The sequence below is a fragment of the Blautia sp. AF19-10LB genome, assembly GCF_003461245.1.
GTDB lineage: Bacteria > Bacillota > Clostridia > Lachnospirales > Lachnospiraceae > Blautia_A > Blautia_A intestinihominis.
Map to the genome: position 1 here is coordinate 1 of NZ_QTWS01000030.1, position 25,567 is coordinate 25,567.

Genomic DNA, 25,567 nt, shown 5'->3' on the forward strand with positions numbered 1-25,567 from the left:
TGAAACACTAAAAAATCCTTGATTTTCAAGGAAAAAAGACTTGACTATATAGGGAGGAAGTATATGGAGGATACCAAAAAAACAGTTTTGGCGGGAAACGGGGAAAAAGATGTTCCGCGTGCGGTCTACGATGGTGTTTTGACAATCGATGTAGACGCGCAGGTTGAAAGCATGGAGGAACAGGAAGAAGCCAGATGGCATCAGCTTTTGAATGTACATCGTACCAGAAAGATCCTGACGGGCCAGCTTGGGGGCATTGAAAAACTGGAGAGTGGATGGATGGTCGCTGTTACATACTTTAATGGTTTCCGGATCATTATCCCAATGAATGAAATGATGATCAACCTTCAGGGAGACGGGCGTGAAAACGCGGATACCTTAAACCGTCAGGTCCGTATCGCTAACAACATGCTCGGCTGTGACATTGATTTCATCATCAAAGATCTAGATAACAAGAGCCGGAGTGTTGTAGCATCCAGAAAAGATGCAATGCTTAAAAAGAGACAGACTTTTTACCTTGGGGAAGATACAGAAAAACCAATGCTCTATGAAGGCAGGATCGTAGAAGCAAGGGTGATCGCAGTAGCTCCCAAAGCAGTCCGCCTGGAAGTCTTCGGTGTAGAAGTATCTGTCCGGGCCAGAGACATGGCCTGGGAGTGGATGGTAGATGCCGGAGAAAAATTCCAGGTAGGTGATCTGGTGCTGGTCATGGTCAATAAGGTGGAAGCAAGCTCTGTTGACCAGATCATTATAGAAGTGGATGCAAAGAGTCCGACAGCCAATATCAATAAAGATAACCTCCGGAAATGCCATAAACAGGGAAAATATACAGGGATTATTACGGAAGTCTATAAGGGAACCTATTTTATCCGCCTTGATATCGGAGTCAATGCCGTGGCACATTCCTGCAATATGTCCGCACTTCCGGGAAAGAAAGATAAGATCGGATTTGTGGTGACCCGCATCAACGACAACTATGAAGTGGCAGAAGGTATTATCACAAGGCTTATCAAAAGAGCTTCCTGAAAATGTTTTTATGATTTTCAAAGAATTCTGTTGACACAGAAAAAGGGAATTCTTTAACATCGGAGATAAAGATGGAAAGGAGTGACGTCAGATGGCAAAAAAGAAGAAAAAACAGATGCGGGAAACCTTGTACTGTCCATATTGCAAAAGACCCGGGGTACTTAGGCCGGCAGCCTATGTCTATGGGGATAACAACCTGGATCCGGAGAAATACCTGTATGTATGCAGCGGCTATCCTTCCTGTGATTCATACATTGGGGCACACAAAAAAAGTATGCGTCCCATGGGAACCATGGCTGACAGCAATCTGCGTAATAAGCGGATCGAAGCACACAGAGCTTTGGATGCAATCTGGAAAAATGGTTATATGACCAAACACAGCACATATATCTGGCTTCAGAACCGTTTGAATCTCCGGGAAAAGGACACACATATCGGGAAATTTTCTTATTACCTGTGTGAACAGACCATCCGGGAATGTACAGACTATATAAAAAGCCGAGAGGAAAAAAAGAAATCCCCGGATAAAATAAGCGTGGCATGACGGAAAGGATGGATGCCCTTGAGACTACAGGCGACAGAAGATGATGTATATCATCTGATGGACCTTAAAGAACAGTATTTCATTATGACAGCAATATGCAGTGTGGCAGAGGGAATCAGCGCATACTTTTTCATATACCAGAAAAGATGCTGGGATCTTGCATATTTGTGTACTGCACTGGCGCTTGCGATAATCCTGCTTCTTCGTCAGGCCATAAAAATCAGCCGGAGGATCATGGAGGCAGAAAACTGTTATATGGCACTTGAAGAGGACAGCCTGGCAGTCTGCCAGCCGGAAAAAAACGGAAAATATGAGTCCTGCAGGATCTTTTACGATGAGATGGATAAGATCGTAGAAGGAACCAGACGGGGAGTTCCGGAATTTTATATCGTGATCCGAAAAGAAGGGAAAGAACAGAAAAGCTTTTTCCTTTTGGATGAAGAAGAACAGGAACGGGATGTTTTCTGTGTACGATCCTTTGGCTTTGACAATCAGGGATTCATGGAGTTTTATCGGAAACTCAGGTGGATCGTACCGGGAAGAACAAGGATTATCGGGACCAAAACACAGGAAGTATGGAAACTGCGGCGGCCGAATATCGGAATCTGTACGGCAGCAGGCATGCTTTTGGGGTATGTACTTCCAAAACTCCTGGAAATGATGATGTATGGGTAACAAGTTATGAAAGAAAACAGATCAGAAGCAGAGATTAGAAAGAGTGAAAATGACAAGGAGGAAATGTCATGAGATGGTATACAGCAATCGGAATGAAAAAAGATGATGCAGATGGAAGGTTTTGTGTCTGGGTAGATGGGGAAGAAAAAGTACTTACAGAAATGGAAACTATTTTGTGGGCTGCGCTCACCTGGTCTTTCTGTGAAGAGGATAAGGTCCATTCCCAGATGCATCGTCTTCTTGTATTTAGCCTTGGAGAAAAACAGGCACAGGAATGGGCGGACAAAGAGGATTTTCAGTTTTGCCTGAACCGTCTGGTAAAGCGGGGCCTGGTTGTGCTGACAGAAGGATGTACCAGAGAGGAAGCTGTATACAGCATTATCAGCCGGTCAGTCATGGCTCCCATGGCCTTTTCACGGACAGAACGCATGAAGCATTTTATGGAAGCCCTTTCCATGGGAAAAGGACTGAAGTTTTCACTGAGAGCTTTTAAAAAGCCGCTGCTTACAGAAGAGGAATACCAGCTACTTTCCTATCTTCAAAGAGAAGGGGATGTTTCCTATCATCTGAAATGCTTAAAAGAAAAAGCAAAAAGCAGGGAGTCCCATTTGGAAGATTCCCTCCAGGAGCAGATACAGAGGGAATTTATAAGCCGCGTAGCGCAGCTTTACTATAAGAAACAGCTTGTGATCGACAACATAAGAAGGGAGGACTGCCTTGAAGCAAACGGAACATCCGTATTGGCACAGGCTGTATAGATGCTTGGAAGATTTTGGCATACGTTATCAGAATATACCGGGTTTTTTTAAGGACAAGATCCAGCGATATGGTATCCTGTCTCTTTTTATCCTGCTTTTCGGATCATTTATGGGAACATGGATGAAAGATAAAACTTTTATTTTCTGGTCTTTCCTGCTTGGGATTATCGGGTTTATAAGAACATATCTTATTTTCCGCACCGCGGATAAAAAGACCTATGAAATCGTGGAAGGGCTGGTAACCGGGATAGACGGGAAAAATCCCTTTGCAAGATTACGGAAGATCCGGGTAAGTGATCCGGCCGGACGGCAGAATGAACTTTTGCTGGATAAAAACGTAAAAGTTTTGGAGGGAAAACGTTACCGGTTTTATTTTGGCATAAATGAAAAGAAGCTGGTAGGAATCCGCCGGGTGGATGCAGCACTCAATAACGGGACTTTTTTGGGAAACGAAGAAATATAAGAGGAAGAGATCCATTTTATAGCAGGGAGGGGAGCACCAGGCATGGTTCGATTCCATGCTGCCCTGTTTCCGCAAAAGACTATTGCGGGAAATACAGCAAAGGAGAGAAGGATATGTCAGAAACACTACAGGGAACCGTGAAATGGTTCAGCGCACAGAAAGGATACGGCTTTATCACCGGTGAAGACGGGATTGATTATTTCGCCCACTTTTCGGAGATCCAGATGGATGGATACCGGAAATTAAGCGGTGGCCAGCCGGTCCTTTTTGAAGCAGGGACGGATGCCAACGGGCGAAGCCTTGCCAAAAATATTTCCCCGGCGGATCCAAACGCTGAGTAAGACGTTTTCATAGTGCATGTACAGATTACCTATTCCCCTCAGATACATGCATTTATGCAGACGGATGAAAAGACAGGCGGTATCATGCCGCCTGTCACAACATGTAGCAGAATAATAAAGATAACTCACGCAATAACACAATATATAGTTAAAATTAATTGACAACCACAAAATGTTGTGGTAGTCTTTAAATGAAAAATAATTTAACAGTCTATAAAAGACTGTGGTTATTCTTTAGTTCCGGACATTCCGGAAGAAACACTTTGGGGCGGTCTTGCCCTTAATGAGAAAAAATGGATATGCAAAATATAAGGAAGATGCAAGAAGGAAAGAAGATTCTTTTTGTGTCTTTTTTTATTGCATAAAAAGCAGAAAGGAGGAGCACGAATGAAACTGTCAGTTAAGGAAACTGCAAAAAGAAATACCTTAAGAACATCAAAAAAAGAAAACACATTGTAAAATCAGGAGGGTCGATTATGGAGACAATTAAATGGGAAAACGCAAATGCACTGGAAATTGGAATGCTTATGGAGATGGCAGAAGACGGCTATGTATTTTGCATCGAAGATGGAAAGATACAGGCTGTTGAAGTCCGGATTTTCAGCTAGCGTGGAAAGGCGGACATTATGTATTATAAAGATGACTTTTATAAGGAGTTCCGGACAGAAAAGGAACTGTGCGAGTATCTGGAAGAGATAGACAGCCGGGCAGAATGGATCCGGGTCACCAGTAAGAAATTAAAGGTGGCAGCTGCAGGAGAGGAAACCTGTACAGAGGTTCCGGGCATTTCCCTGGAAGCACTGGAAAAAGATACCTTATCTCATTCCAGGCTGGTTCTTATCCTGCCCGAGAGGATCTGTTATATAGGAAATTCAGCAATCAAATCGTTGAAAGGACGGGCCAGGATTGATGGCAAAGCCCTGGCAGATGTCGATAAGAAAACACTGGCAGAGATCTTGAATAAATGCCTGAAGGTTGCAAGAGGAAGAGCACTGATCCGTTTCTGTGAAGGAAAAATAAGGGCAGTCCTGTCCGGTGATGAAAAAGATTATGCCATCATATCCATGCCGGATATGTACATGGTTACCTCGGCATATATCCATGGGGACTATGAGAAGGCAACGTTTTTAAACGGCTATGCAGACCATTATTCTGTTACGGCGTCCTGGCAGCTGGAAGATACGAAACTTACAGATGTTTATAAGGAACTGATGCAGAATTATGGAAGAAAGACCGATAAGGACATAAAAGCAGTTGTACGGATCACTACGTCAGACGTTGGTGTGTCCGGAGCGAATATTTTTTATTCCCTGCAGGAGCCGACAAGAAATGTGATCCTTGGCAATGCCCTGAAGGTTACGCACAAAAACTGTAAAGGAATGGAAGATTTCACGGAAAACATAGAGTCGATCTTCGATTACTACCGGGAAGTCTTAAAAGGGGTCATGCGGCTGTGTGATATCTGGATCGAGCATCCGGCAAATGCCATGGCAGGGATCATGAAGCAGGCGGGATTTGGAAAAAAACTGCTTGCAGAAACCGTGGAGCAGTTTAAGGCTACTACTGGGGATGAGCCATGCAGCGCATACGAGATCTACTGTGGGATCTGTGAATCCATTACCATTGCAAGGCAGGAAAAGACGAATGAGAGAGGACTTTTAGCTCTGGAAGAAAAAATTGCCGGCTGTGTGTCAAAACGCTGGCATGAATATGATATTCCTGGCACTGTAAAATACTAACAGGATTTAAAAGAATGGAGACAGCATGGACTGTCTTTTTTTGATGGGAGGAAAACATGAAGGTTACGAATGGAAAAGATGTGGCAAGGCTGCTGGTAGATGAATACTTGAACTGCCATCCCACCGGACACAAAAAATTTATGGAGTCCATGGCAAAAGAGCAGCAGGAAATAAAAGACAATTACACTTATCTTGGGTTTGCCTGGCTAAAAGGTCTTTCAGAGGTCAGATATTACGACCTTCGAAACGAAGCATCGAAACTGATGGCCGATGATCTGTGTCTGCATGTAAAGGAACAGCCAGAAAGGGTGCGCCTGGTGTATGAAGGTGCAGAGGAAATGGAGATCAATCCTTCAGATGAAGAGCAGATGGCAAAAATGTTTACCTGCTACCTGCTTGCAGGAAGTATGGACGGATATGGGGAATTTGTGGATTATGCCCTTGATACCCACCGGACACTGCAGCAGAACCTGACACGGTTTTTTGTGGAATGGTTTGCAAAAGCAGAAAAAGGCTCTGCATTTTTAAAACGGGCAAAGATGGTGTATTCCAGGTATTCCCTGCCATATATCTGAATTACGGAGGTATGTGATGGATAGAAAACTTCCGGATTGGTTAAAAGAGAGCAGGGAGGCAGAAAAACTGATCGCATGGCTGAAATCGCCGGATTGTGAAGTAAAAGAATTTTCCGGACAGCTGTTTATAAAGGCAAAATATGGAAACTGTTTCTTTTTCTTTGACTGTTTAAAGGAAAACAGAAAAACAGACCGGAACTGGTGTGCCGTGATCCACATGCCGGAGTATTCCCTTTATGAAGCAGAAGATCTTTTTCTGAAGCCGATCGGGATACCGGATGATTTTGGTTTTCCTGTGCGTGAGGATCTGATCCCGAAACTGGAAACACAGATAAGCCGCATTGGAAAGAAACTTATCCGGGAACAATGGGATGAACTTTTGTTAAAAGGCGGGTATGCAGCTGCACAGATGATCCCGGAGATCAGCAGGGTTTATATCCAGCTAAATGCAGACCGTTTTATTAAAAAAGGAAAGCGGCCGGAGGATCTGATCTATCAGCCGCAGTTTCATTTTGCGGATATGAAGTGGGAATTTTCTGATTGGATGTTTCTGGAATATTTAAGCAACCCACAGCGGGCAGCAGAGCTTTTCGCCCAGAAGTGGCTGCTTGAAAAACTTCCGGAGATCTCAAAAAAGAAGATCTGTATCGGATGTATCCGGGAGGAAATGGAAGAAATGTTAAAAAAGACTGGGACAGGGCCGGAGGTAAGCCTTCCGCGTTCTGCTTAGTATAAAAAATGAAAAAATCAGGAGGAAACGAATAATATGGGTAAATACAATTACATGAATCTGAACCAGAAGATGATCAGGATCCGGAAGAAAGTGCCGAAGCTGATCCGCAAACGGTACAGTGAGGACGTTACTTATGATTTTGTAAAACTGGATGATATTTATGAATGCCTGACACCGGCCCTTAATAAATACGGGGTCGATTTTGACATCTTAAGTGAAAGACCGACACAGATGGACGAACAGGGCAATTCCGTGTTTTTAAAGGAAATGGGAACACTCTGGAGATATGAGGCTGACCTGGAGCTGTGCTGGACCAATGCAGACCGTCCGGGAGACAAGGTAAGGAGCTTTTTGCATGTCATTGGAACCAATGAAGCACCGGATAAAGCAAAAGGTGCGGCATGGACGTATGGCCTGAAGTATTATTTCTTAAATAAATTCAACATCATGCAGGCATCTGGAATAGACGATCCGGACATGCGTGGGACGGAAAAAGAAGAAATGCCGAAGCAGGAAGCTTCCGTAAAACCGGAAAAACCGAAAAAGAAACAGGAAAAGGCAGAAAGAAAAGAAACCGCAGCAAAGCAGGAGCAAACGGAACCGGTCAGGGAAAAGAAAACGGATCGTAAAAAACTGCGTGATGGAAATGCCATATCAGAAGGTACTGTAAAAGTGGAATATGCAGTGACGGATACAGAAGAAAACCTTCCTGGACAGATGACTTTTGGAATGGAAGAAAGTGAAAGCGGACTGGAAGAATTTTCCGATGAAGAAACCAAAGCGGAAGATCCGGTTCAGACCGAGGAAATCTCCGTAGATGAGGAAATTACTGCCGAGACGGATGCAGACGGTTTCCGTGCAGTAGAAGAAACGGATGAAGTTCCATTTGATGAAGATGATGAGATTTCTTTTGATGCAGAAGAAGAGGAAGAAACACCAGAAGAGACTGCAGAGGAAGTGTTGGAGGATATGGCTCACGAAGAGGATGCAGAGGATGAAGTGAAGTGGGCAGAAAAGGTTATCTGCAATTTTGGTGTCTATGCCGGAACCCCTCTTGGGGAAATGATGCAGGATGCCAGAGGTTACCAGACGATCAAATGGCTGGTACAGCGTTACAAAGGCCAGAATCAGGAAATACAGAAAGCTGCGAAGATTCTTTTGGATCATGAAAAGGAAATGCAAAAAGCAGCCTGAAAACAGAGAAATAGTTTGAGGTGGCTCCGGGAACGGGGCCATCTTTTATGAAAAGGAGGAAGGCATGTATGCCAGAGAATCGTTTACGATCGCAGAAGTAGCCGATCTTTTGTCAATCCGAAGACTGAGTGATTCTTACCAGGACGAATTTCCGGTGGAATGTCCTTTTTGCGGGGATTTAAGAGGAAAATGCAGTTTTTGCATCCGCAAAAATGGAGAACTGAAGAATGTTTACCATTGCTATCACTGCGGGGCGGCCGGGAACATGCTGACACTGTATGCGGAACTATCCGGCATTTATGGAAGGAACCGGTATAAAGAAGCCTACCGGGAGATAAGTCAGGCACTTTCTTTTCCTGGAACGGATGAAAGGCAGCAGGCCACGACACGAAATGGGTTCGCTTCTATCGTTTCTAAAAGGAAACACATTTTTCTTACAGAAGAGGAATGGGATTACCGTGACCAGGTATATAAGGAGATGCTCACTTTTCTTAAGCTTAAGGAAACACACCGGAGGAACCTTCTCTTACGTGGGTTGACGTTAAATGAGGTCAGACAGATGGAAGAACGAGGTTTTTTAAGTACGGATGATGAGAATTCCGTGACCATTGCCAGAAAGCTCTTAAAAAAAGGATTTCGCCTGGATGGGGTTCCTGGATTTTTCATCAACCGGGATGGTGACTGGGAAGCTGCTTTTTATAGGAAGAATAACGGGTATCTTTGCCCGGTCCGGGATGGGAAGGAACGGATCATAGGATTCCAGATCCGGCTGGATGTTCCTTTAAAAGAACGGAAGTACCTCTGGTTTACCAGCAGCGGCTTAGAAAAAGGCACATCAAGCGGCAGCCCGGCAGGAATGTTTGGGAAAATAAAGGATGGCACGGTTTACGTAACGGAAGGTATCTTAAAGGCAGAGATCGCATGGATGTGTACAGGAAATCCTTATATCGGAGTCCCTGGAGTCTCCAATCATAAAGGACTGGAAACTGTCTTGCGAAAACTGAAAGAGCAGGGGTTAAAAAGAGTTTACGAATGTTACGACATGGATAAAATGATGGAATTGTCCTGTAAGCACGATGAAAAAAGTGCGTGCCGGCAATGTGAACATGGAATCTATCTGTATCATGGAGAATGCCCCAAAAAGCGCAGAAAGCGGGACATGATCCGAAAAGGCTGTATAAAACTATATGAGATCTGTGAGGAACTGAATGTATCCTGCAAAAGAGTCACCTGGGATACCGATGCATCCGGTACCTGGATGGAACACTACAAAGGCGTGGATGACTGGATCCTTCGAAAAGAGGAAAAAGGACACAGGAAGACGGCATAAAATGTTTGGTCAGATAAAAGGGAAACTGGAATTTTTTTCAGTTTCCTTTTTATCTGGCTGAAAAAGCCGGAAGAAAGGAGAAAGCGATGCAGATAAGAGACGGACCAAAAGAAAACTGCAGGGAAAAAAGCGATCATGAAAGGAGAACGTGCACTTGGAAAAAAACTGGAAGAAAAGATGGATGGCGGGTGCGATGGCTTTTGCTCTGTGCTGCACTACGCTCTTGCAGACGGGAGCTTCTGCAGTATCCGCCGCTGAGGTGGGAGGCGTTTCCGCACAGAGCGAGACGCAGATCGAGGTACAGACAGAAACGCAGACAGAAACGCAGACGGAGAAAAGCGAGGAGGAACTGATCGAGGAAACCGTTGCTGATCCGGAACTTGCGCTTATGGTTACCGAAGGGGAAGCCTTTGATATCCAGAATGATTTTACAGGACTGAAACTCTCTGACGGAGACCATGTGGAACTGAAAAAAGCAGCAATGGAAGACGGGACTGTATTTGATTATAACCATGCGGGGACCTATAAATGCGTATATCTTGTTACGCCCGCATCGGGGGAAGTCTATCTGGTTGCCAGAAACATTACTGTGACACCAAGAGAAGCAGAAACAGACGGATCCAATGGCGGTCAGGAACAGGAAACCGGCGATGACGAACCGGAGGCAGACCCCGTCCTCCCGACCATAAGCCCGGAAGATGCCCCGGAAACTCTGGAAGAGCCGGAAGAAACGGAGGAGCCAGAAGAAGAGGAAGCAGAAGGATTTTCCGATGAGGAACCAGAGGATGGAAGCCATCAGGTTGACATCGTACAGGGAAATGAATTCAATATTGAACTGGACCACGAGGACGGACGTTACCAGACGGGGGAGATGGTCAACTTTTCCGGTGATATCCCGCAGGGAAGCCTGATCGCAGTGGGAACAAGTCTTGTCGAAGCAAACCAGACAGAGAATACCGAAGATCTTCTGTATGCAGAAGTAAGCTACGATGAGGGAACAAATTCCTTCAGCTTTGAGATGCCGGAAGATGATGTTGCATTAAGTGTGCTATATGACCAGGCTGAGGGCGGTATTAGTACCGTGGCAGCTTCCGATGGAGACTTGTGGGATGATTCAACAGACATTGAAGCTAATACCTATTACTATTATTCAGATGGAAAACTGCATCCGTTTGATTCTGTTATGGGACAGGGCGGAAATGATTCCTATAAGTATATCCGTTACAAAGCAGGCGGAAAGACTTATACCGTCTATGCATACTGCATGCAGCACAGTAAACAGTCCCCGCCAAGTGGAACGACTTATAAAAATATGGTCGAACTGGATGAAGGCGGCGATGACCGTTATTTAAGGAAGGCCATGTTTTACGGATATGGCGGTCCCGGATGGGGCGGCACATTCAACGGCTATAATATCAAATCCATCATGGAAAAATACGGCTGTTCCTCCGAGACCCGTGCAATGCAGCATTATCTGGTCGATTATTTATATGACGGGGAATCCGGATTTGGCGGCTCCCTTTCGACAACTGCCAAAAACATGTTAAAAGAGATCAAGGCAGCCCTTGCAAAGATGCCGGATCCAACGACCATGGAACTGACACCAGGGCTCAGTGCTTCTGCAAATGGAAACCAGAGCCCGACATTTACATGGAAGGCAAATGCAACTTTTGTGATCACGATCCATCTGGAAAACGGGGTCTCCCTTGTAAATGAGACGACAGGAAAAACCGGGACCGGAAATGTGAGCGTAAAGGGCGGTGAAAAATTCCATCTGGAAGCAACCACCCAGAATATTGGAAGCCTGAAAGGAAAATATGCGATCACATCCAACTATCCGCTTAATTTCCATGCCATGCTCTTAAAGCTGGCGAACAGCCAGGATATCGGATTTGGATATTATACCGATACACTGGAGCTGAACCTGGAGGTAGACTGGCCGGATGAAGCAACGGTCAAGATCATCAAAAAAGATAAGGGAAGCAACGCGCTCCTTGCAGGTGCCGTTTACGGCATCTATGCAGATGAAGCCTGCACGAAACTTATCAAAAAAATGCCGGCAACAAATGCAAAAGGGGAATCCGAAGTAAAGATCACCAAAACACAGGATACCGTTTACCTTCGTGAGATTTCAGGCCCGTCCGGATACGTGCTGGATACGAAAGCCTATGGGGTAAAGCTGGTCGTGGGGCAGACCGCTTCCAAGAACTTAACGGATAAAGAGCAAAAGGGTGCACTCACCATTTATAAAGAAGGAGAAGTGCTCACCGGAGCTGCCGTCACGGAAAATGGTGTGACATTTACCTACGAAAAACAGAAATTGAAAGGAGCCGTTTACAGTGTTTATGCAGGTGCAGATATCAAGGCGGCAGATGGCACCCTCATCTATAAAAAAGGTGCGCTTGTCAAGGATAATCTGGTTACCGGAGATGACGGAAGCGTTACGTTAAAAGATCTCTATCTTGGCACCTACACAGTAACCGAGACGAAGGCTCCGGATAATTATGTATGCAAAGGAGAGTCTAAGACTGTTGAGCTTGTGTATGCAGGCCAGACCGTAGAAGTGCAGACTGTCAGTGCAACATTTTTAAATGAACGCCAGAAGGCTGCAGTCCGTGTGGAAAAGCAGGACGAAGAGACAAAAAATCCGCTCTCCGGAGGCATCTACGGGCTGTATGCAGCAGAAGATATCAAAGTTGATGGTAAGACCGTTGTTCCCAAAGGAACCCTGATCGAAAAAGCAACGACCGGAGCCGATGGAAAAGCTTCTTATAAAGCGGAACTTCCGATTAATTACAGCTACAGCATCCGGGAGATCCAGGCACCGGAACTTTACCTTAGAAACAGTGAGGATACTTACACCTTCACTTTTAAGTTCACCAATGATAAGGAAGAAAAGGTAAACTTTAGCCATACCTTTACAAATAAGCGTGTAAATGCAACAATCGACCTGGTAAAAGAAGACAGCGAGACAGGAAACAGCGCACAGGGAGATGCCGTATTTGAAGGAGCCATTTACGGGCTCTATGCAAGGGAAGACATTAACCATCCGGATGGCAGGAGCGGAGTCCTTTATAAAAAGGACGAACAGGTAGCTACCCTGACGACCGATAAAGAGGGAAAAGCAAGCGTAAGCAATCTGTATCTTGGAAAGTATTATTTGAAGGAGATCACGCCTCCAGTAGGTTATCTTCTGGACGAAGAGGAGCATGATGTAAACTGTAACTACGAAGGAGACCAGGTAGAGACGGTAAAACGAAATACCGTTTCCAAAGAAGACGTGATCAAACAGCCATTCCAGTTGATTAAAGCAGCGGATAATGATAAGACCGATGCGGACCTTTTAAAAGGTGCCGGATTCTCTGCTTATCTGATCAGCAGCCTGACTGTAAAGGACGATGGAAGCTATGACTTTACAAATGCGACCCCGATCGTTCTTACGGAAGATGGAAAAACAGAAATGTTTACCGATGAACGCGGCTATGCGTGCAGCATCCCGATTCCTTATGGACGCTACATTGTCCGTGAGACCACAACACCGCATAATTTCATGCCGGTAGATGATTTTATCGTAACCGTAACCGAGAACAGCAGCACACCGCAGGTATGGAGAGTCCTTTTGGACGATGAGTTCAAAGCAAAGCTTAAGATCGTGAAACAGGATGATGAGACCAAACAGCCGGTCCTCCTTGCCAATACAGAATTCAAAGTGTACGACCTGGATGCGAAAAAGTACGTGGAACAGGTAACGACCTATCCAAATACGGTTGTCCATAAATCCTATTTTACGGACGAAAATGGTTACCTGATCCTTCCGGAATCCTTAAAATGCGGAAATTACAGGATTGAGGAAGTGAGAGCGCCTGATGGCTACACCCAGAATACCCAGTATGTGGAGATCAAAGTTGACAAGAATACAGCTTATCAGATGGATTCCGTCAGCGGGGATGCCATCATTACCGTAACCTATGAAAACCATCCGGTCAAAGGTAAACTGGTGATCCATAAATCCGGTGAAACCTTAAAATCCTTTAAAAAGGATTTTGTATACGAAGAAACTTCCCTGGAAGGGGCAGAATTTGAAATCTACGCAGCAGAAGATATTTTCACACCGGATCATCAGGTGGACGAGCAGGGAAACCGTCACGTGATCTATGCAAAGGATACCCTGGTAAAAACAGTGACCACTAATAAAAATGGGGAAGCTGTTATCAGAGATCTTCCGCTTGGAAAATACCGTGTGAAAGAAACAAAAGCACCGTCCGGATTTGCCTTAAATCCAGACAGTCAGGAAGTATCCTTTATCTATAAGGATCAGAACACACCGGAGATCGAAGAAAAACTGGAATTTTCCAATGAACGCCAGAAAGTAGAGCTGAGTGTGGAAAAACAGGATGCCGAAACCGGAAAGGCTTTAAAAGGTGCAACCTTTGGATTATACAATAAAGAAGCAATTTCTTCCGGCGACAAGGTGATTGTAAAAGCAGATACACTGCTTCAGGAGATCACAAGCAACGAAAAAGGTAAGGCAGCGTTTACGCTGGATCTTCCGCTTGGCAGATACTATGTGAAAGAGCTGCAGGCGCCGGCGGGTTATGTATCTTCCGATGAGATCCTGGAATTTGATGCCACATACCAGGGCCAGGACGTAAAAACGATCAAATTAAAATCCGTGAAGAAAAACCAGCCGACAACGGTAGAAGTAACAAAAGCAGATATCACGACCGGAACAGAACTTGACGGGGCTTCCATGAGTGTACTGGATAAGGACGGCAACGTGATCGATTCCTGGACATCCGTAAAGGATTCCCCACATGTGATCAAGCGACTTCAGGTTGGAAAAACTTACATTCTGCGTGAAGAGCTTGCACCATATGGCTACTTATGTGCAACAGACGTAGAGTTTACGATCTCTGATACTGCAGAAGTACAAAAAGTCAAAATGGAAGATGAAGTCCCGGTAGCAAGACTTCTGGTAAACAAGAAAGGGGAATTCTTAGACAGCGTATCCCTTCTTGACAATGCAAAAGGCATGATCGAGCACCTGTTCAACTATGTGACTGGAAACCTGACTGATGTAACCTTCAATGTTTACGCGGCAGAAGCCATCCGTGCAGCAGACGGGGTAAGTGCAGATTATTATGCGGCAGATGAACTGGTCGGCTCCATTACAACAGATGGAAATGGCATCGCCCAGATGGATAACCTCCCGCTTGGACGCTATTACATCGTGGAAAAAGAGACCTCACATGGCTACGTTCTGGATAATGAACCAAGATATGTGGATCTTACATACCGTGACCAGGATACATCTCTGGTTACTTATAGTGCCGACTGGCAGAATGCGCGCCAGAGGGTACAGGTGGAAGTCCTGAAAAAAGAAAAGGACAGTGACAAAGTACTTTCCGGGGCAATCTTTGGCCTCTATGCAGCAGACGACATCGTATCTTCAAAAGGCAAAGTACTCCTTGCGAAAGACACCCTGATCGAACTGAAAACCACAGATGAGGATGGAAAGATCCAGTTTGTTGCAGATCTCCCGGTTGACAGCAGGTACTACATTAAGGAACTTGCCGCCCCGGATGGCTATGTGACAGACCAGGAACCGCAGGAATTCACCTTTGAGTATCAGGGCAGTGGAACCAGTGTTGCAGAGTATGCGTTCACCTTTGAAGATGAACAGACCACAGTAGAACTTTCCAAAGCAGACCTGACAGACAAAAAAGAACTTCCGGGAGCATCCTTAAAGGTAACAGATGAGGATGGAAATACGGTGGATGAATGGGTATCCAAAGAGGAAGCACATATCATCAAGGGCCTTATCGTAGGAAAGAAATACAAGATGACAGAAACAAAGCCGGCAGATGGCTATGTGACTGCGGAAAGTATTGAATTTACCGTCGAAAACACAAAAGAAGTACAGAAACACCAGATGCTTGATGATGTGACCAAAGTGGAAATCAGCAAGAAAGACATTACGGATTCCAGTGAGGTACCGGGAGCAAAACTGATCATCCTGGATAAAGATGGAAAGAAAGTTGAAAGCTGGACGTCCAAGGATAAACCGCATATGGTCGAAAAACTTCCGGTAGGCGAATATACCCTTCGTGAAGAGCAGGCCCCGGATGGATACCTCATTGCGGAAGATGTGAAATTTACGGTAAAAGATACTGGAAAAGTACAGAAAGTCAAAATGAAGGATGCACATCCGTATGGAAAACTGGTCATCAAAAAGACCGATTCCACCAGTAAGGCAGCCCTTCCAGGAGCAGAATTTGAGCTGCGGGAAAAAGAAAGCGGAAAAGTCGTAGAAAAACTGGTAACGGATAAGACCGGAACAGCGACAAGCGGCAAGATTCCGATTGCTACTTATAAAAATGGAAAAGTAGAGAAAACCGTGGAATATATCCTGGTAGAGACCAAAGCACCAAATGGTTATGAATTAAGCAGCAAAAAAGAAGAGATCCGCTTTGAATACAAAGACGGAAAAACCAAGGTGATCGAGATCGTAAAAGAGATCAAAAACACCAAATCCCCTTCCGGCAGCACACCGACAGGAAACAGCCCGAAAACAGGGGACAGCACCAACATCTGGCTTCCGATCCTTCTGGCAGTCCTTTCTGCCTGCGGCATTGGCGGCGTGATCTGGTATAAGAAGAAAAAAGGAAATTAAGGAATACGGTTCAGGGCTGCTCGATTTACCGGCAGCCCTTTTTTCAGGAAGAATAATCGGAGGTTTGTATGAGACACATAAAAGAAATCATGATCGTGGCAGTCTGCCTGATGGTACTCAGCTTTTGTGTATGTACCGGCTTTGGCATTTACTTTATGTACCGGGAGGGTGTGCAGGAATATGAAGACCTGCGTACATACGTCAAGGAAACAGATGAGGATGACCCCACAGAAGGAACAGACGGAAGCGATGGGAAACAGACCGTGGTTGATTTTAAGGCATTAAAAAAGATCAATCCGGATATCGTTGCATGGATCCGGATCCCGGATACCAGCATTGATTACCCGGTAGTTCAGGGAAACGATGACTCCTATTACCTGACACATACTTTTAAGAAGACAGAGAATGTGGCAGGGGCCATTTTCCTGGATTCCGATAACAATGCCGATTTTTCTGATGACAAGAACATCATTTATGGGCACAATATGAAAGATGGCAGCATGTTCCGCGGACTTCGAAATTTCCTTGACGATGAATTCTTAAAAGAACACCAGATCCTCTATCTGTATCTTCCGGATGAAGGGGTGTGGATCTTTGTGGTCGTAAAATGCGAGTATACACCGGCAGATGGAGATGCTTTTTTACTTGGAACGCAGGAGGAAGTTCCAACGCTACTGCTTTCCACCTGTGGGACAGATGCCTCCAAACGTCTGGTCGTATGGTGTGAAAGGCAGGAAGAGAAAAGTGAACAGATAGAATATTCTGATGAGGAAGCAGAAGTACAGAAAGCTACGGATGATCTTGCTTTCTTAGAGGGAAAGTTTGTGGAAAACGAAACCCACGATTTTATTTAAATGCTTGCAGGAATTTAATAGACAATTTCTACAAAATATAACATATTAATTTTCAGGCCTTTCTGGATGGACAGGGACAATCATGGTCTATCCGGAAAGGCCTTTTTTTATTGCAGGAATGGTGTAAAATGGCACTTTGATGGAAATATGATTGCAGAAAAAAGAAGAAAGAAAAGTGATGTTAGTTACGACTACTTTTAAAATTGAAAAGAAAAATGTCAATTTTTCTCGAATTTTGTTTATAAAAACATATGACGTTTTCTGCTATTTTCTGCTATTTCAAGAAAAAATGATTGACAAAATATGGAAAAAAAGTTATTCTATTAAAAAAGGTAATATTGTAGAGATTTTATATATGAGTGGTTCGTCAAAGACTCATATATAGGAAGTTCGGTGAAAATCCGACACAGGAACGCTACTGTGATGAGCAAAAGCTACAAGTCAGGTCTATCCCTACGATATTGTGTATCAACCCTCGGTTTCAGGGCGGCACGGGTATTTTGTGACTGGGTCGTGCCATGCGTAGGGTGCGGCTTATTTTTTTGCAAGAAAAACCGCACGTTACCATCACATCTCAGAACACCAGGATATTCCCAATACGGGAGAGGAGGAGAAAGGCAGATCCAGACTCGCGATTTGTACGGGACAGAAACCGCTGTCCTAAGGAGGAACTACAAAAAATGAGTATTCAAAAAGAAAAGGAGAGAACAAAATGAGAAAAACATTCAAAAAATTAGCAGCTGTAGCATTAGCATCCGCAATGACATTAAGCTCCAGCGTAATGGCTTCCGCAGCAACTATGAACGTTTATGTAAGAAAATGGACACAGACCAGTTCAACAAATACTTATGAAGGAACAGTAACACCGAATCCGTTTGGTCTGAATCCGGTAGTAAAAGTAAAAGGTGTAACTTCTGGTATGACTTATAAAAAAGCCCTTGAGATGGCAGAAGATGCAGGATTAACTACTACATGGGATAAAAAAAATCCAAATTATCTTACATCTGTTGGATATGGCGATATTCTGTGGGAAAATAATGGTGCAAATCATAATGTAAACAAAGACGCAGCAGGTAATACAATTGGTGCTATTTGGAAGGGAGATTCTTGGATGTGGTATACAGGAGATAATCTTGGATATGATGTTGCAAAATATCCGGAGACTACATTAGGTGAGACATTAGTACCAGCTAATTTAAAGGATGATGATGTCTTTTCTATGGTATTAAGCTATGATCATTCTGAGTTTGCTTGGGGAACTCCGGCAAAAGAGGATAATCAGTGATGAAAAGAAAATATTTAGCAGTTATCTTAAGCCTTTCAATGGCATTTTCGGTATCCAGCCCAGTAATGGCTTCTTCTGATGAAACCCAAGTTATAGAAGAAGTCTCAGAAGACTTATTAGAAGAGGAGTCTTTTGATGACGAAGCAGCGGACACTGATTTTATTGAAGATGATATTGATGAGGTGGCTACAACAGCAGAAGCAACTGATGATTTTGATACTGCACAATTTCCTGATATCGAGGAAGATTTTGGAGATGGAAGCGGTAGTGTTGTTGCAGTAGGTGATGGTGAAACATCTGAGGATGGCTGGACGACATTGGAGAAAGAATCTAGTATTTCTTTTAAGTATGATGAAAGTAACAAAACATTATATTTTAAGTGTTCTGGAACAGCAGAGATGCCATCAAATAATCAATCAGGAAGCACAGCTCAATGGGCTTTAGCATTAAAAAATAAAACAAAAGAAGTAGAAAAAGTTGTAATAGGTGAGGGTATTACTAAAATAGGTCAGAACAATTTTGATAATACGTATTCAGATTGGCCTAATTTGAAAGAAGTAGATCTTGCGTCTACGGTTACAACAATTGGTAATGCTTCATTTTGTGATGTTGCTGCTTTACAGACAATCAATTTAAATGATGTAGAAAAAATTGAACAAGGTGGATTAGCAGGAACTGGCATAGAACAGGCTGTGTTTGATAAAGAACAGGTTGAAATAGGTGGTTCAGCATTTGAAAGTTGTACTAATTTGAAATCGGTATCTGTGAAAGACATTATAAACTGGGGAGATGCTTCATTTTCCGGTTGCAGAAGTCTTACAACATTTTTATGTGAGAAACCAATTGAAGAATTGCCACGACAGACATTTAAAAGGTGTGTTGCGTTATCTACATGTGCTATAACAGGCGTAAAAAAGGTTGGAGCATCTGCTTTTGCATCATGCGCATCTTTGACTTCGTTTGATTTTTCAAATGTAACAATTTTGAATGGAATGGCATTTCAAGGGGCAGGACTGACAAAGGTTGCTTTTACCACTAAGGATTTAACTTTGGCATACGGAGTATTAGATTGCGAGAATTTGGTAGGAATCTGCTATCCAGGAACTGCAGAAGAATGGAAAAATGTATCAGAAGATGCTGAAATTGCAGATACAATTGCTGTTCATTGTAAGGCTGACACAGTAGAAGCAAAAGCAGCAACTTGTACAGAAGATGGTTGGAAAGAAGTAGGTGTTTGTGAAGTATGCGGTGAACATTATTCTTATCCAACTGATGAAAATAAACTTCCCGCAACCGGACATACATGGTCAGAAGATTATGTAGTGGATAAGGAAGCTACCTGCTCTGAAGCTGGTGAAAAGAGTAAACACTGTACAGTCTGTGATGCAAAAGAAGACGTGCAGGAGATTCCGGCACTTGGACATGATTTCGTCTCCAAGGTAACAAAGAAAGCAACCTGCACAGCAGATGGCACGCTTACTTATACTTGTAGCAGATGTGATGAAACAAAGACAGAAACCATCAAAGCAACAGGTCACAAGTGGAGCAACTGGAAAAGAACAGCAGCAGCTACAGTATTTAAACCAGAAGTTCAGACCAGAAAATGCTCTGCATGCAATAAGAGTGAAACCAGAAATGTAGGTAAAAAGCTTGCACCGAAAGCAACTCTTAACGCTTCTACTGTAACCTTAAAAGTAAAACAGTCTACTTCCAGACTTAAAGTTACCAGACTTGCAAAAGGTGATTATGTGAAATCCTGGAAATCTTCTAATAGAAAGATTTTCACAGTAAGCGGCAAGTCTAACGGAACCTGCAAGATCACTGGCAAAAAGAGTGGAACTGCGAAACTGCAGATTACCCTTGCCAGTGGACTGAAGAAGACCGTTAAGGTAAGAGTTCAGACAGCAGCAGTAAAAACCTCAAAAATCACAGTATCCAAAAATGTAACTGTTCGGAAAGGAAAGAGAGTGACACTGAAGCCAGTCGTAACTCCATTCACATCCCGTCAGAAGGTTACTTATACAAGTTCCAACAAAAAGATTGCAACCGTTTCTTCCAAGGGCGTTGTAACCGGAAAGAAAAAAGGTACTGTAAAAATAACAGTAAAATCCGGATCTAAATCCGTTAAAGTGACTGTCAAGGTAAAATAATTAAGAGTTGAAGAGCTCTTCTTCCGTGAGGAAGAGGAGCTTTTTTTAAAGAAGGGACAAAATGAAAAAAACAAAATTGTGGAAAAGGATTGCCGGATGGCTGCTGGTATTTTTGTTAGTACTACAGCTTCCGGTAAATGCATTTGCAGAAGACTGGAATGCTAATGAGGCGTATACATCCGAAGAAACAGATTTGGCCGGTCAGGACATTCTGGAAGAAGATATTTCTGCAGATGAGCAGCTGGATTCGGAAGAAGGGACACTATCCGATGATTCGGTTGATCTTGTGGAAGAAGATTCGGATGATATTCAGGCAACAGAGAATGGAGATTCCGATCCTGATCTGGATATGGAAGAGCAGGACACAGGTGAAGGTGAATTTACAGATGAAAGTGCTGCTCTTTTCAGTGATGGAACAGACCAGTCTGAAGGAGAAACAGGAGCAGCAAAAGAAATACAGGTAACTGTCAGTGTCAGTAAAGATGGAAAATTCCTTGATGACAAAGATGGACAGCTTATGGCAGGACGTACTGTGACGTTGAGTGGGCAGTCTTCTTACACTATGGATGATGCCCTTAGGATAGCCCATGATCTGTATTACTCTGGCGGTGCAGCAGCCGGCTATGATTTTCGTGAAGATGAAAGTGGAAGCTATGATGGTCTGATCTATAAGCTCTGGGGATATGACCGGGATTCGGTGCCCGGCATTCGATTCGCACTGAATAATGACAGTGCGAATTATCAGGAATCCCTTACCAGGAGCGTTGAAGATGGAGACAGCCTTCATTTTTATATCCAACAGAGAAAAGGAAAAGACCGATTTGCCTTTTTTACCGAAACAGAAGAAACGGTCACACAGGGAGAAACTATAACCTTACGGCTGCGCCAAAGCAATGTATATGGAACTGCATTTTCAGACTGCAGCGGGGCATCCGTTTATATTGATGGTGTGAAACAGGAAGGACTGCTCACAGATTCGGAAGGGCGGGTTACACTTCCTGCTTTGGAGGCAAGAGATGTTCCCTATTTCGTTACAGCAGAAAAACTGGTGGAAACAGAAGATGGTTCGCCGGCAACCGCAATCTCAGCGGCTTATGCTAATGTAACAGTTGTTCCGGCATCCGGACAGACGGGGGATTATCTCGATGCGGTGAGTCTGAAGATCACAGACGGGGAAACCCAGAAAGAATACCGTCTTGATGGATTAAATTCTGAAAGTGCATTCATGCTGCCTATGGAGCTGAGTCATGGACAGATGGCTCTGCATGTGGACACGAAAGACAGTTTTCCGGAAAACGGATCGGTCTATGCGGTATACACGAATCCGGCTGATGAAACCATATGTAGGGTGAAACTGGATAAGAATGACTTTTCATTATTAAGGGGTACCAGTGTTAAGTACAGCTATAAAGCAATTCAGACAATCAGGCTTGAGGTACGGCAGGAGGGAAGTGTTGTCCAGTCTGTACAGATTCCTGTTTCTTATAAGACCCATCTTACGGAACTAACACTGGAAGATTCCTGGGGACATAAACTCGGAGGTGATCTGAAAGACACACTGGATGACCAGCAGATGGAAGTGCTTGTTCCGCAGAATACGAAATATATCAACATTAATGCATGGGCTCCCGGCTGGGCATATCTTTCCAATTATCCGGAATTGTTATCTTTAGACGGAGCGGAACTTACACAAAGTACCTTTGGCTTAAGATTTACCCCTGACTGGGACCAGCACAGTGAATATAAATTATGTATCCATTTACCGGAAAGTGAAGAGAAATATATTGCGGAAGCTACCGATTATACAATCATTTTTAAGAAGGGCGAGACCGACTATACACCGGTTCTTTCTTACCAGGGACAGGAACCGGACAGATATGGCTTTATGCAGGATGAAGAAGCAGATCCATTTATAATACAGCCGGAGGTACTGCGGGAAGATGAGGGAAGACTGTCCTATCAGTGGTATCAAGGAAATACATCTGACCAGATGGAAGAGATCGAAGGTGCTGTTGCATCATCCTATCAGGTACCAACAGATACCCCCCATTATTATAATTATTACAAATGTATTGTTTCCTATGAGATAGATGGAAAAACTTATTCTGCTGAAAGCGGCTTATATCGTGTAAGGGTATATCCTCTGACTTTGGAGGCTCCACAGATCACAAAGCAGCCAGCAGATATAACCGGGGTGAAGGGAGTACCGCTGCAGGATAAATTATCTGTAGAGATTTCTGATATAAAACAGTCAGACGTTAAGGCAAGATATCAATGGTATAAAAATACGGAAAATGGCACCACAAATGGAACGCTGATTCCAGGTGCAACGGAATCTTCCTATGAACCGGATATAAAAGAGGCAGGAAAGACTTATTATTACTGCAGGATCCGGTATCAGCTGGATGCACGTACCCAGAAAAAAGATAAGACGATAAATAGTGCATTTGTATATTCAGACACCGCCTGTGTCACCGTCACAGAAGCCCCTCTTCCATGGGAGGGAAACGGAAGTGAAAGTTCCCCATACCTTCTTAAGACAGCTTCAGATATTGAGGCATTGCGTGACAAGGTAAATACAGAGGGATTTTCCTTTGAAAATACATACTTCCAGCTTACAGCAGATATCACCCTGCCAACTGGATGGAAGCCTATTGGTGTGACAAAAGATGGAAAGAAAGATCTGCATAACGGTGCGAATCTGAATGTATTCAGTGGTATCTTTGATGGAAACAACCATACAGTGACTATCCCGGAAGGTGGTCTTCCGCTGTTCGGATATGTGCAAAATACCAGGATCAGAAACCTGAACATCTATGGAACAAAGATTGCCGGATATGGTCTGGTCAACAACTTTGAAGGTGTCGGACTCTCCGGAACGGCTGTTGAGATAGACAATGTAACCTTAAAGAGCGGATCCAGCACTCTGAAAGCAGGACTTCTGGGTGCGAATAAGACCATGAGTCCTTATGCCGGATGTTCTTCTTCCTTTGAAGCAACAGTACGGAATTGTACCATTGAAAAGGATGTTGTCATTGGATATGACAAAGATATGAATGAAATCGGTGCGATTGCTGGACGTATGCAGGGTACCGTAGAAAACTGTGTAAGCTATGCTGACGTTTACGGAACCAGTTATGTTGGCGGCATCATCGGAACCCGGGACAATGCCATGGGCAACTGCTCTGTGATCGGCTGTAAGTTCTACGGCACAGTGGAAGCTTCCGGTGAAGTGGCTGGTGGTATTGCGGGTGGCGGTTATGACAATTCTACAGCCCCGAACGGATGCAAGATCACCATCAACAGCTGCAGTTCAGAGGGAAGCATCACCGGTTCTGACAAGGTGGGAGGAATCCTTGGTGGAGACCTCTATGTGGCACAAACCTGGAATAACTGCACTTATACCTTTAAGAACAATTCCTTTACAGGAACAGTACAGGCAACAAAGGCAGATGCAGCATATGTAGGAGGTATCATTGGTTTTTATGACAGCCTGAACCGGATCGATGATATCACCAACAATTATTATGCAAAAGACTGCGGGGCAGATAAAGGAATCGGTTTTGTAAGATACATTGATACCAACTGTCTGACCCATGAGACGGCAAGCGGAGCCACTTATGTCAATACAGAAAAAGAAACCACCAGCTGCCCGAAGGTGGAAGGCTGTGGATGGCAGACCGGATATAACCGGACGGATGATCCACTGGGGGCAGACCTGGAAAAACTGGTCTCTACAGAAGGCCTGCGTGTTTATGTGGATTCCCTGGAGCTGACTGGTGATTACCGGACAGAGTTTTACCTTGGGGAGGACCTGGATCTCAGTGGAATGAAAGTGGTTGCTGTGATCAGTGACGGAACAAGACAGGAGCTTTCGCTGACAGATCTTACCATAGAGGGATATAACAAGGATAAACGTGGGGAACAGAAACTGAAAATTTCCTATAAGGAAGCATTCGTGGAACTGACCGTTAAGGTATTGAAAAAAAATGCCGGTACGATCACGGTAAGCTTTACGCTTCTCGGAGACTCTGTTCATGGCAGTGCGAAAGAGGATCAGGAACACACCCTGCGAAAAGGAAATCTGGATACCTGGATCGCAGCAAAAGATTACACGATCGATGGAAATGCCAACGTCCTGGAACTCTTAAAAGAAGTGCTGTCCAAAAATGGAATGAGCTGCCGCACATTAAGGGATGAGACCTACATTGCCGGAATCACGAAGGATGGTCAGGAGCTTGCAGAGTTTTCCAACGGACAGAACTCCGGCTGGATGTATACTTTAAATGGAATTCACCCGGATCTTGGAGTAAAAGAGCAGTACCTGGAAGACGGGGATGAGATCGTATTCCATTATACCGATGATTATACCCTGGAACATGATCATGTATGGGACAGCAAATGGAATTTTGATAAGGATGCCCACTGGCATGAGTGTGTTGCCATGTATGGAAAATGTGACATCACGGATAACACGAAAAAGGGTGGTTACCAGAAGCATTCCTATGGAAAAGGAAAGCAGATCAAGGCTGCTACTTATAAGACAACCGGACTGATGAGATATACCTGCCAGGTCTGCGGATACGAAAAGACGGAAACTATTCCGGTGATCGCACATACGCATAAATACACCTGGAAAACTACGGCAAAAGCTACGGTATTCCGTCCGGCGAAGCAGGAAGGAACCTGTTCCCTCTGTGGTAAAAAACAGACACGGAATTATGGAAGCAAATTAAAGGCGGCCATAAAACTGAACGTATCTTCCCTTACCCTGCGGCGGAAGCAGACCACTACGAAAGTGAAAGTTTCCATGGCATACGGGGATTCTATAAAGTCCTGGGCTTCCAGCAACAAAAAGATCGTGACCGTTTATAAGAACGGAAAGATCAAAGCCGGAACCAAAACAGGAACGGCAAAGATCACCGTTACCTTAAAGAGTGGAAAGAAAGCGACTCTGAAAGTAAAAGTCCAGACTGCAAAGGTAAAGACTACGAAGATCAGCGGCCTCAAGAAAAAACTGACCATCAAGAAAGGAAAGAGTGTTACTTTAAAACCAGTGGTCAGCCCGATCACTTCCCAGGAGAAAGTGACCTACCGTTCTTCCAACAAGAAGATTGCAACAGTCAGCTCGAAGGGCGTGATTAAAGGCCGGAGAAAAGGAACCGTTACCATCACAGTTAAATCTGGAAAGGTGACAAAAAAGATAAAAATTACAGTTAAGTAAACA

17 protein-coding genes are annotated in these 25,567 nt (G+C 44.1%); all 17 read left to right on the plus strand.

Annotated elements, in window-relative coordinates; genetic code table 11:
* The first annotated feature begins 63 nt into the window (after positions 1-63).
* On the plus strand, positions 64-1,026 hold the full coding sequence (locus tag DWX28_RS14695; protein WP_199611838.1) for a S1 RNA-binding domain-containing protein: 963 nt from the start codon (positions 64-66) through the stop codon (positions 1,024-1,026).
* A 91-nt stretch (positions 1,027-1,117) separates the two neighbouring features.
* A complete protein-coding gene (locus DWX28_RS14700) occupies positions 1,118-1,570 on the plus strand; it encodes a zinc-finger-containing protein (RefSeq protein ID WP_055066318.1) in 453 nt (150 codons plus the stop codon).
* Between the two features lie 18 nt (positions 1,571-1,588).
* Positions 1,589-2,245, plus strand: a complete 657-nt coding sequence (locus DWX28_RS14705) for a hypothetical protein (RefSeq protein WP_117592333.1) — start codon at positions 1,589-1,591, stop codon at positions 2,243-2,245.
* A gap of 68 nt (positions 2,246-2,313) precedes the next feature.
* On the plus strand, positions 2,314-3,003 hold the full coding sequence (locus DWX28_RS14710; protein ID WP_118235518.1) for a hypothetical protein: 690 nt from the start codon (positions 2,314-2,316) through the stop codon (positions 3,001-3,003).
* A gap of 121 nt (positions 3,004-3,124) precedes the next feature.
* Positions 3,125-3,466 carry a hypothetical protein gene (locus DWX28_RS14715; RefSeq protein ID WP_147342110.1) on the plus strand — a complete coding sequence of 114 codons (342 nt, stop codon included), beginning with the start codon at positions 3,125-3,127 and terminating at the stop codon, positions 3,464-3,466.
* Positions 3,467-3,579: 113 nt separating this feature from the next.
* Entirely contained in the window at positions 3,580-3,807 is a 228-nt protein-coding gene (locus DWX28_RS14720) for a cold-shock protein (RefSeq protein ID WP_005423033.1), read from the plus strand.
* Between the two features lie 476 nt (positions 3,808-4,283).
* On the plus strand, positions 4,284-4,415 hold the full coding sequence (locus tag DWX28_RS20280) for a hypothetical protein (protein WP_005423021.1): 132 nt from the start codon (positions 4,284-4,286) through the stop codon (positions 4,413-4,415).
* A gap of 18 nt (positions 4,416-4,433) precedes the next feature.
* Positions 4,434-5,546 carry a hypothetical protein gene (locus tag DWX28_RS14725; RefSeq protein WP_117738856.1) on the plus strand — a complete coding sequence of 371 codons (1,113 nt, stop codon included), beginning with the start codon at positions 4,434-4,436 and terminating at the stop codon, positions 5,544-5,546.
* Positions 5,547-5,602: 56 nt separating this feature from the next.
* Positions 5,603-6,121 (plus strand): hypothetical protein, encoded by a 519-nt coding sequence (locus DWX28_RS14730; RefSeq protein WP_015525057.1) that lies wholly within the window; start codon positions 5,603-5,605, stop codon positions 6,119-6,121.
* Between the two features lie 16 nt (positions 6,122-6,137).
* A complete protein-coding gene (locus DWX28_RS14735) occupies positions 6,138-6,851 on the plus strand; it encodes a hypothetical protein (protein ID WP_117639912.1) in 714 nt (237 codons plus the stop codon).
* A 36-nt stretch (positions 6,852-6,887) separates the two neighbouring features.
* Positions 6,888-8,048, plus strand: a complete 1,161-nt coding sequence (locus tag DWX28_RS14740; protein ID WP_118253408.1) for an ERF family protein — start codon at positions 6,888-6,890, stop codon at positions 8,046-8,048.
* Positions 8,049-8,112: 64 nt separating this feature from the next.
* Positions 8,113-9,378, plus strand: coding sequence for a hypothetical protein (locus DWX28_RS14745; protein ID WP_118253411.1), 1,266 nt, complete (start codon positions 8,113-8,115; stop codon positions 9,376-9,378).
* 154 nt (positions 9,379-9,532) lie between these two features.
* On the plus strand, positions 9,533-16,051 hold the full coding sequence (locus DWX28_RS14750) for a SpaA isopeptide-forming pilin-related protein (protein WP_330417679.1): 6,519 nt from the start codon (positions 9,533-9,535) through the stop codon (positions 16,049-16,051).
* Between the two features lie 68 nt (positions 16,052-16,119).
* Positions 16,120-16,905: a class B sortase gene (gene srtB, locus DWX28_RS14755; RefSeq protein ID WP_118253414.1), complete on the plus strand. Its 786-nt coding sequence runs from the start codon at positions 16,120-16,122 to the stop codon at positions 16,903-16,905.
* Positions 16,906-17,617: 712 nt separating this feature from the next.
* The gene (locus DWX28_RS14765; protein ID WP_118253419.1) at positions 17,618-18,190 is read left to right on the plus strand and encodes a hypothetical protein; all 573 of its coding nucleotides are present in this window, start codon (positions 17,618-17,620) and stop codon (positions 18,188-18,190) included.
* Entirely contained in the window at positions 18,190-20,340 is a 2,151-nt protein-coding gene (locus DWX28_RS14770) for a leucine-rich repeat protein (RefSeq protein ID WP_118253421.1), read from the plus strand. Before DWX28_RS14765 ends, DWX28_RS14770 begins: the two co-directional genes overlap by 1 nt.
* Before the next feature lie 61 nt (positions 20,341-20,401).
* On the plus strand, positions 20,402-25,564 hold the full coding sequence (locus DWX28_RS14775; protein WP_118253424.1) for an Ig-like domain-containing protein: 5,163 nt from the start codon (positions 20,402-20,404) through the stop codon (positions 25,562-25,564).
* Positions 25,565-25,567 lie beyond the last annotated feature (3 nt).